At 62.8% G+C, this 17,808-nt stretch carries 17 protein-coding genes; 2 read left to right on the forward strand and 15 right to left on the reverse strand.

Annotated features, from left to right (window positions below):
- Positions 1 to 113: 113 nt before the first annotated feature.
- From QYE47_RS24900 to QYE47_RS24955, 12 genes are all read right to left on the reverse strand, one after another.
- Positions 114 to 896 (reverse strand): TatD family hydrolase, encoded by a 783-nt coding sequence (locus QYE47_RS24900; RefSeq protein WP_014591920.1) that lies wholly within the window; start codon positions 894 to 896, stop codon positions 114 to 116.
- Positions 897 to 926: 30 nt separating this feature from the next.
- Positions 927 to 1,913: a DNA polymerase III subunit delta' gene (locus QYE47_RS24905; RefSeq protein ID WP_010952985.1), complete on the reverse strand. Its 987-nt coding sequence runs from the start codon at positions 1,911 to 1,913 to the stop codon at positions 927 to 929.
- A complete protein-coding gene (gene tmk / locus QYE47_RS24910) occupies positions 1,906 to 2,538 on the reverse strand; it encodes a dTMP kinase (RefSeq protein ID WP_014591921.1) in 633 nt (210 codons plus the stop codon). Before tmk ends, QYE47_RS24905 begins: the two co-directional genes overlap by 8 nt.
- Positions 2,539 to 2,547: 9 nt before the next feature.
- The gene (gene mltG, locus QYE47_RS24915) at positions 2,548 to 3,783 is read right to left on the reverse strand and encodes an endolytic transglycosylase MltG (RefSeq protein ID WP_014591922.1); all 1,236 of its coding nucleotides are present in this window, start codon (positions 3,781 to 3,783) and stop codon (positions 2,548 to 2,550) included.
- Between the two features lie 4 nt (positions 3,784 to 3,787).
- On the reverse strand, positions 3,788 to 4,603 hold the full coding sequence (gene pabC / locus QYE47_RS24920; protein ID WP_014591923.1) for an aminodeoxychorismate lyase: 816 nt from the start codon (positions 4,601 to 4,603) through the stop codon (positions 3,788 to 3,790).
- Positions 4,603 to 5,847: a beta-ketoacyl-ACP synthase II gene (gene fabF, locus QYE47_RS24925; protein ID WP_014591924.1), complete on the reverse strand. Its 1,245-nt coding sequence runs from the start codon at positions 5,845 to 5,847 to the stop codon at positions 4,603 to 4,605. The genes pabC and fabF overlap by 1 nt, the downstream gene beginning before the upstream one ends.
- 187 nt (positions 5,848 to 6,034) lie before the next feature.
- Entirely contained in the window at positions 6,035 to 6,271 is a 237-nt protein-coding gene (acpP, locus tag QYE47_RS24930) for an acyl carrier protein (protein WP_003247161.1), read from the reverse strand.
- Positions 6,272 to 6,474: 203 nt separating this feature from the next.
- Positions 6,475 to 7,215, reverse strand: a complete 741-nt coding sequence (gene fabG / locus QYE47_RS24935) for a 3-oxoacyl-ACP reductase FabG (RefSeq protein ID WP_014591925.1) — start codon at positions 7,213 to 7,215, stop codon at positions 6,475 to 6,477.
- A 15-nt stretch (positions 7,216 to 7,230) separates the two neighbouring features.
- A complete protein-coding gene (fabD, locus tag QYE47_RS24940; RefSeq protein WP_014591926.1) occupies positions 7,231 to 8,169 on the reverse strand; it encodes an ACP S-malonyltransferase in 939 nt (312 codons plus the stop codon).
- A 127-nt stretch (positions 8,170 to 8,296) separates the two neighbouring features.
- The gene (gene plsX / locus QYE47_RS24945) at positions 8,297 to 9,307 is read right to left on the reverse strand and encodes a phosphate acyltransferase PlsX (protein WP_019437406.1); all 1,011 of its coding nucleotides are present in this window, start codon (positions 9,305 to 9,307) and stop codon (positions 8,297 to 8,299) included.
- Positions 9,308 to 9,310: 3 nt separating this feature from the next.
- Positions 9,311 to 9,493 (reverse strand): 50S ribosomal protein L32, encoded by a 183-nt coding sequence (gene rpmF, locus QYE47_RS24950; protein ID WP_003247154.1) that lies wholly within the window; start codon positions 9,491 to 9,493, stop codon positions 9,311 to 9,313.
- Positions 9,494 to 9,506: 13 nt separating this feature from the next.
- Positions 9,507 to 10,034 (reverse strand): YceD family protein, encoded by a 528-nt coding sequence (locus tag QYE47_RS24955; RefSeq protein ID WP_010952934.1) that lies wholly within the window; start codon positions 10,032 to 10,034, stop codon positions 9,507 to 9,509.
- 96 nt (positions 10,035 to 10,130) lie between these two features.
- Between QYE47_RS24955 and QYE47_RS24960 the strand changes: the two genes are divergently transcribed.
- A complete protein-coding gene (locus QYE47_RS24960; RefSeq protein WP_014591928.1) occupies positions 10,131 to 10,709 on the forward strand; it encodes a nucleoside triphosphate pyrophosphatase in 579 nt (192 codons plus the stop codon).
- A 208-nt stretch (positions 10,710 to 10,917) separates the two neighbouring features.
- On the opposite strand, the gene QYE47_RS24965 is transcribed toward QYE47_RS24960, so the two are convergent.
- The 3 genes from QYE47_RS24965 to rluC are packed head-to-tail and all read right to left on the reverse strand — an operon-like array spanning position 10,918 to position 13,548.
- Positions 10,918 to 11,907 (reverse strand): S49 family peptidase, encoded by a 990-nt coding sequence (locus tag QYE47_RS24965; protein ID WP_014591929.1) that lies wholly within the window; start codon positions 11,905 to 11,907, stop codon positions 10,918 to 10,920.
- Between the two features lie 6 nt (positions 11,908 to 11,913).
- Positions 11,914 to 12,588, reverse strand: a complete 675-nt coding sequence (locus QYE47_RS24970) for an HAD family hydrolase (RefSeq protein ID WP_019437409.1) — start codon at positions 12,586 to 12,588, stop codon at positions 11,914 to 11,916.
- Between the two features lie 3 nt (positions 12,589 to 12,591).
- Positions 12,592 to 13,548 (reverse strand): 23S rRNA pseudouridine(955/2504/2580) synthase RluC, encoded by a 957-nt coding sequence (gene rluC / locus QYE47_RS24975; RefSeq protein WP_003247149.1) that lies wholly within the window; start codon positions 13,546 to 13,548, stop codon positions 12,592 to 12,594.
- Positions 13,549 to 14,344: 796 nt separating this feature from the next.
- Between rluC and rne the strand changes: the two genes are divergently transcribed.
- Entirely contained in the window at positions 14,345 to 17,605 is a 3,261-nt protein-coding gene (gene rne / locus QYE47_RS24980; protein ID WP_301159440.1) for a ribonuclease E, read from the forward strand.
- The last annotated feature ends 203 nt before the right edge of the window (positions 17,606 to 17,808 follow it).

The following is a 17,808-nucleotide window of genomic DNA, read 5'->3' on the forward strand; positions in this document are numbered from 1 at the left end:
ATTTTCAGCGCCTGTGAGATCGAGCGCCGCGCGGGCGGCGCTCGATCTCACAGGCGCTGCAAGGGCTGTGGCAGGCACCTTGTGACCCTCACACAATCGCTAACCCCGGTGAATCAATCCACCCGCGCCAACGGGAACAGCCGCTTGAAGTTGGCGGTAGTCTGCTCGGCCAACTGCTCATAACTGGCCCCACGCAGCGAAGCCACATACTCCGCCACCTCCCGCACATACTGCGGCAGGTTCGGCTTGCCCCGATGCGGAATCGGCGCCAGGTAGGGCGAATCGGTCTCCACCAGCAAGCGATCGACCGGCACCTGCCGCGCCACTTCCCGCAACGCTTCGGCATTGCGGAAGGTAACGATGCCCGACAGCGAAATGTAATAACCCAGGTCCAGCGCCGCCTTGGCCATGTCCCAGTCCTCGGTAAAGCAGTGCAGCACGCCCGCTTGCGGCAGGTTCGCCTCACGCAGCAGCGCCAGGGTATCGGCACGTGCCGCCCGGGTATGCACGATCACCGGTTTGCCGGTCTGCCTGGAGGCCTCCAGATGCAGGCGGAACGAGGCTTGCTGCAGCTCGGCAGCCTCCGGCTCGTAGTGGTAATCCAGCCCGGTTTCACCAATCGCCACCACATGCGGGTGGGCCAGTTCGCGCAACAACCATTCCAACGCCGGGGTTTCGCCAGGGGCCAGGTCCAGCGGGTGCACGCCCACCGAGCAGTCGACGTCAGCGTACTGCTCGCTCAGCGCCTTCACTGCACCCGCATTCTCGGCACTGACGCCAATGCACAGGAAATGCCCGACCCCACGCTCACGCGCCGCCTGCAGGGCAGCGTCGAGGGAGCCCTGGTGGGCAGTGAGGTCAAGACGGTCGAGGTGGCAATGGGAATCTACGAGCATGGGATAACGGCACACATGAAAAATGGAAAATCAGCGGGCACCCGGCAGTTGCAGCCAGTGAGCCAGCAGCGATTCAAGCAACAAGGCGCGGTTGAGGTTGGCCTTGCCCAGTACCTTCTGGCGCTGTTCGAGGATCCATGCCTGCACCTCCAGCACCTTGGCCTGGCGGCTCTTCTGCGCCAGGTATTGCACGACCTTGCGCATATCGGCCAAGCCTAACCCTTCTTCGTCCTGGGTCAACTGGTAGCGCAGGATCAGGTGCGTCCAATCGCAGAACCAGTCGAACAGCAGCAACAACGGCACACCGCTCCAGGCATCGGCCAGCTGGCTGGGCGATTGCTGCTGCTTGAGCAGCTTCTTCACCCCGTCGGTTACCAGCGCGCGTTGCTCGCGAACACCCTGCGCCTGCAGGCTGACCGCCATCAATGGCGAACCTGCTGCCAGCGTCAGCAGCTCATCGCGCTCGACCTCGTCGCAGTCGGGTAAAGCGCCAGCCAGCCATGCCTGGCTCTGGGCCAGGCTGGGCTGCGGACAGGCTACCTGCTGGCAGCGGCTCTTGATCGTCGGCAACAGTCGGCTGGGCTGGTGCGTCACCAGCAACAACACGGTGTCACCGGAAGGTTCTTCAAGGCTTTTGAGCAGGGCGTTGGAGGCGTTGACATTCATCGCCTCCACCGGCTCGATCAACACCACCTTGCGCCCGCCCAGCTGCGCGGTCTGCACCACAAAGGCCACCAGCTCACGTACCTGGTCGACCTTGATCGGCTTGTCAGCCTCCTCCGGCTCGAGGACGAAGTTGTCCGGGTGGCTGCCGGCCTTGAGCAACAGGCACGACTTACACGCCCCACAAGCGTCAAGGCCCTGCGGCTGCTGGCACAACAGGCGCGCCATCAGGCGCTCGGCCATGGCCCGCTTGCCAATACCCTGCGGCCCATGCAGCAGATAAGCGTGGGCGTGCCGGCTGCGACCGGCCAGTTGCTGCCACAGCGCCTGCTGCCAAGGGTAGGCCTCAGCCACGGCAACGCTCCAGAATGCCTGGCAGCAGTGCGTCGATGTCACGCTGCACCGCCTCCAGGGATTGTGCCGCATCAAGCAGGCTGTAGCGCTGTGGCGCGCTTTGCGCGCGCTGCAGGTATGCCTGGCGCACCGCTTCGAAGAAGGCCTGCCCTTCCTGCTCGAATCGGTCCAGGCGGCCACGGGCGGCGGCGCGGGCAAGGCCCACTTCTACCGGCAGGTCAAAGACCAGGGTCAGGTCTGGGCGCAGGTCGCCCTGGACGAATTGCTCCAGAACCGCGATACGCTCGACCGACAAACCACGACCGCCGCCCTGATAGGCATAGGTGGCGTCCGTGAAACGGTCACACAGCACCACAGCCCCGCGGGCCAGCGCCGGCCGGATCACCTGTGCCAGGTGCTGGGCGCGAGCGGCGAACACCAGCAGCAGCTCGGTGTCGGCCGCCATGCCTTCGTCGCTGGGCGTCAGCAACAGTTCACGCACCTTTTCCGCCAGCGGCGTACCGCCTGGCTCACGGGTCAGCACCACGTCCAGGCCGTGCTCGCGCAGGCGCGCGGCCAGGTAGTCGCGATTGGTGCTCTTGCCCGCGCCTTCGGGGCCTTCCAAAGTAATAAACAAGCCGCTCACAGGCAGTCCTTAATGTTGTTCGTCAGGCGTCGGCCGCTCGGCCGCTTGCGCACCGCCGGCAGGGGCATCCTGCGCGGGCGCTTCATCGGGGGCTGGCTGCGCAGTTGGCTCGTCCGCTGCTGACGGGTCCGCTGCTGGGGGCTCAGGGCGCTGCGCATCGTCGGCGCCCGATGCCTGTTCGGCATCATCAGCACCTGGCTTGGTCTCTTGCTGCGGCGCAGGGCTGGAGCGGTAGTCCGACCGGCGCTTGAGCTGAAACTCGCGCACTGCCGAATTGTGGTCGTCGAGGTCGTCGGAAAACACATGGCTGCCATCGCCGCGGGCGACGAAGTAAAGGCTGGTGCCATTGGACGGGTTCAGCGCCGCGTGAATCGCCTCGCGGCCGACCATGGCGATCGGGGTCGGTGGCAGCCCAGTCATGGTGTAAGTGTTGTAGGGCGTTGGCTCGCGCAGGTCGGCGCGGGTGATCTTGCCGTTGTAGCGTTCACCCATGCCATAGATAACCGTCGGGTCGGTCTGCAGCATCATACCCAGGCGCATGCGCCGCACGAACACACCGGCGATCTGCCCGCGCTCCTGCGGAATGCCGGTTTCCTTTTCGACCAGAGAGGCCATGATCAGCGCTTGGTACGGATCACGATACGGCAGGTCGGTGGAACGCTCGGCCCACTCCTTGGCCAGCACTTCGTCCAGACGCATGTAGGCCTGCTGCAGCAACTCGACATCGCTCATACCCCGCACGAAACGGTAGGTGTCGGGGAAGAAGCGGCCTTCGGGGAATACACCGGTATGGCCAAGCTTGTCCATGACCTCGGCATCCGACAAGCCGTCCAGGGTATGCTTGATCTTTTCATGCTTGGCCACGGCCGCACGCACCTGGCGGAAGGTCCAGCCTTCGACCAGGGTGAGGTTGTACTGCACCACGTCGGCACGGCGCCAGGCGTCGAACAACTGCTCGACGGTCATGCCAGGGGTAAGACGGTACTCGCCGGTGTGCAGGGGGGTGCCGGCCATGTTGAAGCGCCAGTACAAACGCAACCAGACAGCATCGTCAAGCAAACCTTCCCTTTGCATGCTGTAGAACATGCGGTTGGGGTTAGTGCCATTGGGCACATCCAGCAGGCGTTCCTGCGTGACGTGCAGAGGCTGCTCCAGGACCGAGTTGACCTTCCAGGCCGACCAGCCAAACGCCAGGCCGGCAAGGATCAAGCCCATTTCCAGCAACAGCAGGAATTTACGTCTCACGAATTCAGGTTTCCAGTAACGTACGGGCAACGGCCTGCAGTTTACGAGTGAGCGGGCCCGGCGACCAGTTTAGCGTGGCTACGCCACACACGGGCCAAATGCCGTAAACGCTATTGCAAACAAATACTTCATCCGCTTGCTCAAGCGCCTCGAACGACAGGTCGCAGACGTGCACCGCAATACCCAGCAGCGGGGCCTGCTCCAGCAGTGCGGCACGCATCACGCCCGCCACGCCACAACGGCTAAGATCGGCGGTAAGCAGCACGCCATCACGCACCAGAAACAGATTGCTATAAACCCCTTCGATCACCCTGCCCTGCGCGTCACGCATCAGGCCTTCGGCATGGTCGCTGTCCTGCCATTCGGCACGGGCCAGCACCTGCTCCAGGCGGTTAAGGTGTTTGAGGCCGGCCAACAGTGGTTGTTCCCCAAGCCGGGTCTGGCAAGGGAACAAACGCACGCCATGCTCGGCATGCTCGACAGGATAACGGGGTAATGGGCTGCCTTGCAGGATACGCCGCGGCGCTGCATCGACAGCTGGCGCATAGCCACGCTGGCTATCGCCACGGGTAAGGATGAGTTTGACGACACCCTCACCCAGCTGACTGGCGTAACGCAGCAGCTCGTCGCGCACCAGCGCCAGATCGGTGTTGATCGCCAAGCGCTGGCAACCCAGTGCCAGGCGTGCAAGGTGGCCGTCCAGCAAGCTGGGCCGGGCACCTCGCACGGCGATGGTTTCGAACAAGCCATCGCCGTAGGCCAGGCCGCGGTTCTGCAGGTTGAGTGCAGTCGCCGGCTGGCCGTCGATCCAGCTGTGCATCAGTCGGCAAACCGGCGGAATACCAGCGAGCCGTTGGTGCCGCCAAAGCCGAACGAGTTGGACAGCACCACGTCGATCGGCATGCTGCGCGCCTGGTGGGGAACGAAGTCGAGGTCACACCCTTCGTCCGGCTCGTCCAAGTTGATGGTCGGCGGGGCCATCTGGCTATTGATTGCCAGCACGCTGAAGATCGCTTCCACCGCGCCTGCGGCGCCCAGCAGGTGGCCCGTCATCGACTTGGTCGAGCTGACCGCCAGCTTGTAGGCATGTTCGCCGAACACGCGCTTGATCGCCGCCACTTCGGCCACATCGCCCGCTGGGGTAGAAGTGCCGTGGGCGTTGATGTAGCTGACTTCTTCCGGCTGGATACCGGCATCGCGCAAGGCGTTGGCCATGCAGCGGGCAGCGCCTTCGCCAGAGTCGGGCGGCGAAGTCATGTGGTAGGCGTCGCCGCTCATGCCAAAGCCAACCAGCTCGGCATAGATAGTCGCCCCGCGGGCCTTGGCGTGCTCCAGCTCCTCGAGCACCAGGGCTCCAGCACCGTCGGACAACACAAAGCCGTCACGGCCCTTGTCCCACGGGCGGCTGGCCCGGCTTGGTTCATCGTTGCGGGTAGACAGTGCGCGCGAAGCGCCAAAACCGCCCATGCCCAGACCACAAGCAGCCATTTCGGCGCCACCGGCGATCATCACGTCAGCTTCACCGTAGGCGATATTACGCGCGGCCATGCCGATGCAATGAGTGCCGGTGGTGCACGCAGTGGCGATGGCATAGTTCGGCCCTTGCAGACCCAGGTGGATCGACAGGAAACCGGAGATCATGTTGATGATCGAACCCGGCACGAAGAACGGCGAAATGCGGCGCGGCCCTGAATCGTGCAGGGTGCGGCTGGTTTCTTCGATGTTGGTCAGACCACCGATACCCGAGCCCATGGCCACGCCAATACGCTCGCGGTTGGCATCGGTGACCTCCAGGCCGGCATTACGCACGGCCTGGAAACCAGCCGCCAGGCCGTACTGGATGAACAGGTCGAGCTTGCGGGCCTCTTTGGCCGACAGGTACTGCTCAACCTCGAAGCCTTTCACCGAGCCGCCAAAACGGGTGGAGTAGGCAGACAGGTCCGTGTGTTCGATCGGACCGATGCCACTGCGGCCAGCCAGAATGCCCTGCCAGGTGCTCGGTACATCGGTACCCAGTGGCGACAGCATACCCATACCGGTGACCACGACGCGTCTACGCGACACAGTACTCTCCTTTTCTAATAACAGAGTCTCTTGCCATTGCATTCAAGTGCTGGAATGAAATGGCAACAGGCTCTTGGTGCGCGGTGAACGAAGCCGCCTGAAAAATGCGAGGCGCTCGCAAAGAAAAAACCGCACGCCGGCGAAGGCAGTGCGTTTTTCCCCGACAAGAAACGTCGACTGTAGCGTCTTAGGCCTGGTGGGCTTTGACGTAGTCGATGGCAGCTTGAACGGTAGTGATCTTCTCGGCTTCTTCGTCAGGGATTTCGGTCTCGAATTCCTCTTCCAGAGCCATCACCAGTTCAACGGTGTCAAGCGAATCGGCACCCAGGTCATCGACGAAGGACTTAGTCTCAGTCACTTCTTCTTCCTTGACGCCCAGTTGCTCGGCGACGATTTTCTTGACGCGTTCTTCGATGGTGCTCATACCTAGTTTTCACTCCTAATGGATATATGTCAGGCAGCTGGCCGGTGGCTAATTTTATAGAAAGACGTTCGCTTTTCAAGCTAAACGCACCTTCAGGCTAGTCACCACACCCGCTGCCTGGAATCTGGTTGCAGCTTTATAACGGATTTTAGGCTCGCAGTATGACTCTTTTTTTACGAAACCCGTCACATTGAGTTGCAGTATTACATGTACATCCCGCCGTTGACCGGCACGGTAGCGCCGGTCACGTAGGCGGCGCCGTCGGACGCCAGGAACGAAACCACCTTGGCAATTTCGTCAGCCTGGCCCAGGCGGCCCAGCGGAATCTGGGTCTGCAGGGCTTCGCGCTGAGCTTCCGGCAGCTCGCGGGTCATGTCGGTATCGATGAAGCCCGGGGTCACCGAGTTGACGGTGATGCCACGCGACCCCACCTCACGCGCCAGGGCGCGACTGAAGCCTTCCAGACCGGCCTTGGCAGCCGCATAGTTGGCCTGACCCGCGTTACCCATGGCACCGACGACCGAGCCGATGCTGATGATACGACCCCAACGTGCCTTGGTCATGCCACGCAGCACGCCCTTGGACAGACGGTAGAGGCTGTTCAGGTTGGTGTCGATGACATCGAACCACTCGTCGTCTTTCATGCGCAGCATGAGGTTGTCGCGGGTGATACCAGCGTTGTTGACCAGGATGGCCGGCGCGCCGAACTGCTGGCCAATGGCGGCCAGTACTGCTTCAACCGATTCGGCGCTGGTCACGTTTAGCTCCATGCCGGTGCCGGTGATGCCGTGTTCTTTCAGGGTGGCAGCGATGCGCTCGGCGCCGGACGCCGAAGTGGCGGTACCAATCACGGTCGCGCCCTGGCGCCCCAGCTCGAGGGCGATGGCCTGGCCAATGCCACGGCTGGCGCCGGTAACCAGTGCAACTTTACCTTGCAGGCTCATGCAAGCTTCTCCAAATCAGGCCAGTGCCGCGCGGGTGGCAGCAACGGCGTCAGGGGTGTTGAGGTTGTAGGTGGTCACGCCGTCGGCGCAACGCTTGTTAAGGCCAGCCAGGACCTTGCCCGGGCCACACTCGACCAGGTTGACCGCACCGTTGGCGGCCAGGGTCTGCACGCACTCGACCCAGCGTACCGGCTGGTACAGCTGTGCCAGCAGGTCGTGCTTGAGGGCATCGAGGTCGGCGGCGACGGCGGCAGTGACGTTCTGCACCACCGGAATCTGCGGGGCCTTCCATTCGATGGCATTGACCGAATCGGCAAAGCGCTCAGCGGCGGGCTTCATCAGGGCGCAATGCGACGGAACGCTGACCGCCAGCGGCAGGGCGCGCTTGGCACCTTTGGCCTTGCACAGCTCCATGGCGCGATCTACCGCTGCCTTGTTACCGGCGATCACCACTTGGCCAGGCGAGTTGAAATTCACGGCGCTGACCACTTCATCCTCAGCGGCTTCGGCGCAGAGTTCCACGACCACAGCATCGTCCAGGCCGAGAATGGCAGCCATGGCGCCATGACCGGCCGGTACGGCTTCCTGCATCAGCTGACCGCGGCGCTCGACCAGGCGAACAGCCTCTTTCAGGCTGATGCTGCCAGCGGCGACCAGGGCGCTGTATTCGCCCAGGCTGTGCCCGGAAACGAAGGCAGGCTTGGCGCCGCCCTCTTCCAGCCACAGGCGCCACAGTGCGATGGACGCAGTAAGGATTGCCGGCTGGGTCTTGTCGGTCTGATTAAGTTGCTCTTCCGGGCCGTCCTGGACCAACTTCCACAGGTCGTAGCCGAGCGCTTCGGACGCTTCCTTGAAGGTTTCGATGATCACTGGCTTCTCGGCGCCGAGCTCGGCGAGCATGCCCAGCGACTGGGAACCTTGACCGGGAAAGACGAATGCGAGGGATGCAGACATTGAACAAGCCCTTATGATCTTGTCGTCGGATAGTGTGCGCCAAGCCCGAGGCCAGGCGCGGAATCTGAAAACTTGGATGGAAACACAGACCAAGCGGTCACATTTAAGCACTTCATCGGCGAAATGCCTAAGGCAACAGGTCTTCAAGGCGGCCATGCAGCCGCTGCGGCAGGTTTTCCTGAATTTCGATCAGCGCCCGCTGGATGGCACTCTGAAACCCCTGCACGCCCGCCGAGCCATGACTCTTGATGACGATGCCCTGCAGCCCCAGGAAGCTCGCCCCATTATGCCGCGCCGGCGCCAGGTCGGCCTGCAGACGCTTGAGCAGCGGCATGGCAACGGCCCCGGCAATGCGGGCAAAAGCACCGCCCTTGAACAGTTTTTCGATGCGCGCACCGATCATCGTCGCCAGGCCCTCGCTGGACTTGAGCAGTATGTTGCCGACAAAACCGTCGCACACCACCACGTCTGCCTCGCCCCGGTACAGGCCATCCCCTTCGACGAAACCGACATAGTTGAGGCCGCGGGCGTTCTGCAACAACGTGGCAGCCAGCTTGACCTGCTGGTTACCCTTGATGTCCTCGGTACCGATATTCAACAGCGCCACGCGTGGCCGATGCACACCCAGGGCCTGAGCGGCCACCGAGCCCATTACCGCGAACTGGTAGAGGTTTTCGGCACTGCAGTCCACATTCGCGCCCAGATCGAGCAGTTGGCAGTAACCCGTCTGGGTCGGGATCGCCGCCACCATGGCCGGCCGGTCGATACCCGGCAGGGTCTTGAGCACGAAGCGCGACAACGCCATCAGCGCCCCGGTATTGCCGGCACTGACACAGGCCTGGGCTTTTCCGTCGCGCACCAGTTCGAGGGCGATGCGCATCGACGAATCCGGCTTGCCGCGCAACGCCTGGGATGGCCGCTCGTCCATGCCGACTACCTCACTGGCGGCGACAATCTGCAGGCGCGCGCGATCCGCAGCTGGCAGGCCACTGACGAGATCTTCAAGGAGGGAGGGTTGACCGACGAGGGTCAGATGGAGCGAGGGGGTAGCCGAAAGGCAGGCAATGCTAGCCTGGACAATGCTGCGGGGACCGAAGTCCCCGCCCATTGCGTCGATCGCGATGACCTGAGCGGACAAGGATTACTCGTCAGCGCCCTTGTCGACCACTTTACGACCACGGTATACGCCTTCTGGCGAAACGTGGTGGCGCAGGTGAACTTCACCGGTGGTTTTCTCTACCGACAGCGCGTTTTCCGACAGAGCGTCGTGCGAACGGCGCATGTCACGGGCAGAGCGGGATTTTTTGTTCTGCTGAACAGCCATAATTGATTAACTCCTAAACGTTTGGGTCACGCTTTAACTGCGCCAAAACACTGAACGGGTTGGACCGCGATACCTCGTCCTTGCTCGATTCGGGCTCGTCTGCGCCCGCCGGCTGCTGGCATTCTTCCGGATGATGAGCAGGCACGATTGGCAAGGCGAGCAAAAGCTCCTCCTCGACCAATGCCTGCAGATCCAAAGGATCTTCGCCCAGTTCCAGCACGTCATAGCCTTTCGGCAACGACTGGGTATTCGCACCCTCCTTCACCACGGCGTATGTACATTCGCTGTGGATCGGTAGGGTGACCAGCTCAAGACAACGCTGGCAAACCATCTTGACTTCGACGTCCAGCTCGCTGTGGATTACCACCACGTGCTGTTCATCTCGTTCAAAATCGAACTTCGCCTGCACCGTACCGACATTGTCGGAAAGCGGGTCGCAGAGTCTTTCCAAATCAGCGAGTTGCAGCGAACCGTTAAGGGTTACGCCACGATCGGCTAATTTGCGCGGGTCAACGTGAGGTGGAATCGGGTCATTCAACATAGGCGCAGCATTCTAGGGATGCCCCCCGCCCCTGTCAAAGGAAATTAGGCGGCATCGTGCGTGATAGAATTGGTTCAACCGAACCCGGAGTCTACCATGCTTCCTTTGTTACTGGCTTCCAGCTCTGCCTATCGCCGCGAACTGCTCGCTCGCCTGCACCTGCCCTTCACCTGGGCAAGCCCCGATATAGACGAGCAGCGCCTGGAAGACGAGCCAGCCGTTGAACTGGTACGCCGCCTTGCCAGGCAAAAAGCCGAGGCCTTGGCGGGCAGCCATCCCGGGCACCTGATTATCGGGTCGGACCAGGTAGCTGTGCTGGGCGAACAGGTGCTGGGTAAGCCGCACACCTTCGAGCGGGCTTGCGAGCAACTGCTGGAGTGTAGCGGGCAGCAGGTGAGCTTTCTGACTGGGCTGGCACTGCTGAACAGCGCCACCGGGCAATGCCAGGTGGATTGCGTGCCGTTTACTGTCACGATGCGCGAATTGAGCCGCGAGCGCGTGGAGCGCTACGTCGCGACGGAACAGCCGCTGGATTGCGCAGGGAGCTTCAAGGCGGAGGGGTTGGGGGTGAGCCTGTTCCAGAGCACCCATGGGTGCGATGCAACCAGCCTGATCGGGCTGCCGCTGATTCGGCTGGTGGATATGCTGACCAAGGAAGGGGTGATGGTTCCGTAACCTGGCTGGAGATTTTGGCGCCCGACAGTTCGAGCGCCGCCCGGGAGGGTGAACGATCGGGGATATTGGACCGCGGGTCCGGCCTATTCGCGGGTAAACCCGCTCCTACAACGCACCGCTGGGCACCCCGATTGATGAGCGAGCCTGCGCGCAATGCGCCGCGCGGGCGGCGCTCGACCTGCCAGGCACCACAAGAACTGCGACGAACTCAACGCAACTGCGGCCCCTGGAACCCCATCCACATCGCCAGGTGCTCTGCCACACTGGCACCCACGCGCTTTGAGAAGCGATCAAAAGGCGACTCCTGAACGGTGAAGTCAACCAACTCCTTCTCGCCCACGATCTCACGCGCCACATAGCTGGCACTGCCCAAGCCATCCACCAGCCCCAGCGCCTTGGCCTGCTCACCCGACCAGATCAGGCCGCTGAACAACTCCGGGTGCTGTTTATCCTTCAGGCGCTCGCCCCGCCCCTGCTTGACCATTGCGATGAACTGCTGGTGCGTGGTATCCAGCACGCCCTGCCAGAACCGGGTTTCTTCTGGTTTTTCCGGCGAAAACGGATCAAGGAACGCCTTGTGCTCACCCGATGTATAGGCACGCCGCTCGACCCCTAGCTTCTCCATGGTGCCAACAAAGCCATAACCCGCCGCCGTCACCCCAATGGAACCCACCAGGCTGGCCTTGTCGGCATAGATCTCGTCCGCCGCACTGGCGATGTAATAGGCACCGGAAGCACCAAGGTCAGCGATCACCGCATACAGCTTGATGGCGGGATATTCGGCACGCAGGCGACGGATTTCGTCATACACGTAACCCGCCTGCACCGGGCTGCCACCCGGGCTATTGATGCGCATCACCACCGCCTTGGTCTTGTCGTCCTTGAACGCTTCGCGCAGGCTCTTGACGATGTTATCGGCGCTGGCAGCCTCCTGATCGGCAATCACCCCGCGCACTTCGACCAGCGCGGTATGGCTGGCACTGCGCGAAGCGGCCTTGTCCATGTCCATCAGCGGCGAGAACAACGCCAGAATGCCAAACAGGTAGACGAAGGTCAGCAGCTTGAAGAAGATCCCCCAGCGCCGCGACCGTCGCTGCTCCTGCACGCTGGCCAGCAAGGTCTTTTCCAGCAGCCTCCAGCTGTTGCGCTCTTCGCGCTCCCCGGGCTCGGCCTCAGGGGCTTTCCATTCGTCTGCCATGCTTACCTACCTTGGAAATGGAATTGCGGAACCACCCAGCCACTCGCGCAACTGGGAAAAGTGATCGATGCATACCTGCGGGCCAAACTCGGCCAGCGCCTGCAGCGACATGGCACCATAGCCAACCGCAACCGAATGCATGCCGGCATTGCTGGCCATCTGCAGGTCGAATGCCGAATCTCCGACCATCAGCGCACGCGACGGTTCGACGCCACAATGCCCGAGGATTTCCTCAAGCATCAGCGGGTGTGGCTTGCCACGGGTCTCGTCAGCGGCGCGGGTGATGTCGAAGAACCGCTCCCAGCCATTGGCCTTGAGCACCCGATCCAGCCCACGACGGGCCTTGCCGGTGGCCACCGCCAGGCGGTAACCCTCGGCGCGAAAGGCATCCAGCGACTCGACCACACCATCGAACAACGGCGAAGGCTGCTGATCCAGCGCAACATAGACATCGGCATAGTGCTGGCGGAAGCTGGCAACCTCTGCAGGCGCCAGGTGCGGGTACAGGGTGTGGATCGCCTCGTCCAAGGCCAGGCCGATGATGCCCTTGACCGCATTGTCGCTGCTCTGCGCCTCGCCGGCACGTTCTGCGGCGACATTCATGGCCTCGACGATACGCCCAATGGAATCGGCCAGGGTGCCGTCCCAGTCGAAGATCAGTAGCTCATAGCCTTTTTTCATGGGTCAGGACGCACTCAGACGTTCAACGGTTTTCGCCCAGACCTCATCCACAGGCGCCTCGAGCTTCAATTCACCGCCGTCCGGCAGCGGTACAGTCAACGCGTAGGCATGCAGGAACAGGCGCTTGCCACCCAACTCGCGAATTTCGCGACTGAAGTCTTCGTCGCCGTATTTGCTGTCGCCAGCGATCATGTGCCCGGCATGCAAGGTGTGCACGCGAATCTGATGGGTACGACCGGTGATCGGGCGCGCCTCGACAATGGTGGCAAAGTCGCCAAAGCGGCGCAGCACGCGAAACAGGGTCAGCGCCTCCTTGCCTTCATCGTTCACTTCGACCATGCGCTCACCGGAGCGCAGGTTGCTCTTGAGCAACGGCGCGTTGACCTGCTTTTTCGAGGTGGGCCAGTGGCCGCGCACCAGCGCCATGTAGCGCTTGTCGACACCATCGCCGCGCAGGGCGGCATGCAGGTGGCGCAGCATGCTGCGCTTCTTGGCGATCATCAACAGGCCAGACGTGTCGCGATCCAGGCGATGCACCAGCTCCAGCTCCTTGGCGTCCGGGCGCAACTGGCGCAGCGCCTCGATCACCCCGAAGCTCAGGCCACTGCCGCCGTGCACGGCAATGCCGGCCGGTTTGTTCATCACGATAAGCGCCTTGTCTTCGTAGACAATGGCGGCTTCCAGGCGCTGCAGCAGGCCTTGGGCCACCGGCGCCGGCTCGTCTCGCTCCGGCAAGCGGACGGGCGGAACCCGCACGATGTCGCCGGCCTGGATCTTGTACTCCGGCTTGACGCGGCCCTTGTTGACCCTCACCTCACCCTTGCGCAGGATGCGGTAGACCAGCGTCTTGGGCACGCCCTTGAGGGCCGTGATGAGGAAATTATCGATGCGTTGGCCGGCAAGCTCCGGCGCGACTTCGATCAGCTGAACGCCGGAAGTCGGAGGGGTATTGGTCGTCATTGCGGGATCATAACAATTTTTTATGGAATTGAAGCACTTAATCATTGCTGCTATAGTCGCGAACGCCGCCAAAAGCGGCAGGCCAGCGGCACCAGGCTCTTTGCCGGTCCCTGACCTTCGCAATTCTCCAGGACGCGAGGCCGTCCTACGGGGTTTTCGCCAGTTTACCGAAATGCCTGGAATCGCCACCAGCGCCGTGTAGAGAAGACCGAAAAAAAACGACAAGTGCGGTGTTTCACCTGCTTACCCGATTCTTTTCGCTGCACCTCTGCCCGCGAGTCGCTTCCACGCATCGCCCGGCGAATGCTTCGGAAATACCTGCCTTGGACATGAATGGCGCCAGCGCAGACCAGCGCTGGCGAAAAATGCAACCCGTTGCGGATTCAGCGCGCGGCAGCACCCGAATTATCAGGGATACGTGCAGGGTGGAGATGCACAGCCCTCGGACCGTGTAGCACCGCGTCCGGCCACCAGCCCACTGACGGCTGGTGAGCGGATAAGGTCCTGAACAGATGCCCTCCGGGCGTCCACGGCTGACGGTTGATTCCTCCTCCTGACTGAGTGCACAAGGCCCGCTTGGTTGATTCGGATACCTATTCGAAGCCACCGGGGCCTTGTTGGCACCGCAGCAAACAGGACGCGTCGTCGCGACAACGGCAGGCTGGGCAACCGGCTGGTGCCGAACGTCGCTCGACACGGGGGTGGCCCGGCCACCCTTTGCGCACCTTGGCACCGACCATGAGACGTCGTGTGTGCCGAACGCCGTTTCCGGCAGCCCGGAAACCGACGGTACAACATGAAAAGAATGCTGATTAACGCGACTCAACCCGAAGAGTTGCGTGTAGCCCTGGTGGACGGCCAACGTCTCTACGACCTGGACATCGAGTCCGGCGCGCGCGAGCAGAAAAAGGCCAACATCTACAAAGGCAAGATCACCCGCATCGAACCCAGCCTCGAAGCCGCCTTCGTCGACTTCGGTTCCGAACGTCACGGCTTCCTGCCGCTGAAAGAAATCTCCCGCGAGTACTTCAAGAAGGCCCCAGAAGGCCGGGTCAACATCAAGGAAGTGCTCAGCGAAGGCCAGGAAGTCATCGTTCAGGTCGAGAAGGAAGAGCGCGGCAACAAAGGCGCCGCCCTCACCACCTTCATCAGCCTGGCCGGCCGCTACCTGGTGCTGATGCCCAACAACCCGCGCGCCGGTGGCATCTCGCGCCGCATCGAAGGCGAAGAGCGCAACGAACTGCGCGAAGCCCTGAACGGCCTGACCGTACCGGGCGATATGGGCCTGATCGTGCGCACTGCCGGCCTTGGCCGCAGCAGCGAAGAAATGCAGTGGGACCTGGATTACCTGCTGCAGCTGTGGACCGCCATCAAGGAAGCGTCCCTGGACCGCGCCGCGCCATTCCTGATCTACCAGGAAAGCAACGTCATCATCCGCGCCATCCGCGACTACCTGCGCCAGGACATCGGCGAAGTGCTGATCGACAGCATCGACGCCCAGGAAGAAGCGCTGACCTTCATCCGCCAGGTGATGCCGCAGTACGCCAGCAAGGTCAAGCTGTACGAAGACAGCGTACCGCTGTTCAACCGCTTCCAGATCGAAAGCCAGATCGAGACGGCCTTCCAGCGCGTGGTCGACCTGCCGTCCGGCGGTTCGATCGTGATCGACCCGACCGAAGCCCTGGTGTCGATCGACATCAACTCGGCGCGCGCCACCAAAGGCAGCGACATCGAAGAAACCGCCCTGCAGACCAACCTGGAAGCGGCCGAGGAAATCGCCCGCCAGCTGCGCCTGCGTGACATCGGCGGCCTGATCGTCATCGACTTCATCGACATGACCCCGGCGAAGAACCAGCGCGCCGTTGAAGAGCGCGTTCGTGAATGCCTGGAAGCCGACCGCGCCCGCGTGCAGGTAGGCCGCATCTCGCGCTTCGGCCTGCTGGAAATGTCCCGTCAGCGCCTGCGCCCATCGCTGGGCGAAAGCAGCGGCATCGTCTGCCCACGCTGCTCCGGCACCGGCATCATCCGTGACGTCGAATCGCTGTCGCTGGCCATCCTGCGCTTGATCGAAGAAGAAGCCCTGAAGGACCGCACCGCCGAAGTACGTGCTCAAGTGCCGATCCCGGTAGCCGCTTTCCTGCTGAACGAAAAGCGTAATTCGATTACCAAGATCGAGCTGCGCACCCGTGCGCGCATCATCATCCTGCCGAACGACCACCTGGAAACCCCGCACTTCGAAGTCCAGCGCCTGCGCGACGACAACCCTGAAGTGCTGAACAACCAGTCCAGCTACGAAATCGCTGCCGCCGAAGCCGAAGAAGCGCCGCAACCGACCGCCACCCGCACCCTGGTACGCCAGGAAGCCGCAGTGAAGACGGCCCCGGCCCGCGCCAACGCACCGGTACCGGCCGCCGCTGAAGAGCCCCAGGCTGCCGCTCCAGTCGCCCCTGCCCCGAGCGCTCCGGAGCCAAGCCTGTTCAAAGGCCTGGTGAAGTCACTGGTGAGCCTGTTCGCCGGCAAGGACGAGCCTGCCGCCGCGCCAGTGGTTCCCGCCGCCGAAAAACCGGCTGCCGAGCGCAGCCCGCGCAACGAAGAACGCCGCAACGGCCGCCAGCAAAGCCGCAACCGCAACGGCCGCCGCGACGAAGAACGCAAACCGCGTGAAGAGCGTGCCGAGCGCGCACCGCGTGAAGAGCGTGCCCCGCGCGAAGAGCGTGCACCGCGTGAGGAACGTGCCCCACGTGAAGAGCGTGCACCGCGTGAAGAACGTGCTCCGCGCCAGCCACGCGAAGACCGCCGTAGCAACCGCGGCGAAGAGCGCGTTCGCGAACTGCGCGAGCCGCTGGACGCTACCCCGCCAACCGAACGTGAAGAGCGCCAGCCGCGTGAAGAACGTGTAGCCCGCGAAGAGCGAGCGCCACGTGAAGAGCGCGCACCGCGTGAAGAGCGCGCACCGCGTGAAGAGCGTGCTCCACGTGAAGAACGCGCACCGCGTGATGAGCGTGCCCCACGTGAAGAACGGGCACCGCGTGAAGAACGCGCCCCTCGCGAAGAACGTGCCCCACGTGAAGAACGCGCCCCTCGCGAAGAACGTGCTCCACGCGAAGAACGCGCCCCGCGCCCACCACGCGAAGAGCGCCAACCACGCGCTGCCGAAGAAGCAACCGAACAGGCAGCCGAACTGGCCGAAGAGCAACTGCCAGGCGAAGAGCTGCTGCAAGACGAGCAGGAAGGCACCGATGGCGAGCGCCCGCGCCGCCGCTCCCGTGGCCAGCGTCGTCGCAGCAACCGTCGTGAGCGTCAGCGCAATGCCAATGGCGAGCTGATCGACGGCAGTGAAGAAGAAGGCAGCGAAGAGCAGCCACAACAGCACCAGGCCACCGAGCTGGGTGCCGAACTGGCTGCCGGCCTTGCCGTGACGGCTGCTGTCGCAAGCAGCAACATCAGCTCCGACGCAGAAGCCCAGGCCAACCAGCAGGCCGAGCGCGCCACCGCTGAAGTCGCCGCCGTTGCAGAAACCGACAACAGCGAAGCCGCCCAACCGGTCGAGCAGGTCGAAGCGGTCACCAAAGCTGAAGAAGCGTCCGTGGCCCCAGCGGTCGAGCAGCCGGTCACCGAGCCAGTGGCCGCAGCCGCGGCAACTGCCGAGCCTGTGGTCGAAATGGCCCCGCAGCCTGTCGCTGAAAATGCACCTGCTGTTGAGCCGGTCGTGGTTGCAGAAACCGTGGTCACTGAAACCCCAGCAGAAGCCCCAGCGGTAGAAGCCGGTGAAATCGAACAGGCCCCGGCCGTGGCCGAAGTCACTCCGGTTGCCGTACAGCCTGCCCCGGTTGTCGAAGCCCAGCCAGAAGTGGTGGCCGAGCCTGCACCGGCACCTGCAGTGGTCGAACCTGCCACTGTCATGCTGGCCAACGGCCGCGCACCGAACGACCCACGTGAAGTGCGTCGCCGCAAGCGCGAGGCCGAGGCTGCTGCCAAAGCGGCACAGGAAGCTGCTGCAGCTTCCCAGGAACCAGCCTTGGAAACCGCCGATGAGCACAAACCTCATCACGGCTGATAGCCAAAGCTGAATGAAAAAGCCCCGCCAGTGCGAACTGGCGGGGCTTTTTTTGGTTTGCCTGACTGGCCTCTTCGCGGGTAAACCCGCTCCTACAATAGCCTCTGTCCAACCCCCGATGTGTGTACACTACCGATCAGCGCGTAGGAGCGGGTTTACCCGCGAATACGGTGGTGGCGGCAACGGTGAACGGCGGGTGGAAA

This window comes from Pseudomonas sp. 2,4-D, assembly GCF_030418155.1.
Lineage (GTDB): Bacteria > Pseudomonadota > Gammaproteobacteria > Pseudomonadales > Pseudomonadaceae > Aquipseudomonas > Aquipseudomonas alloputida.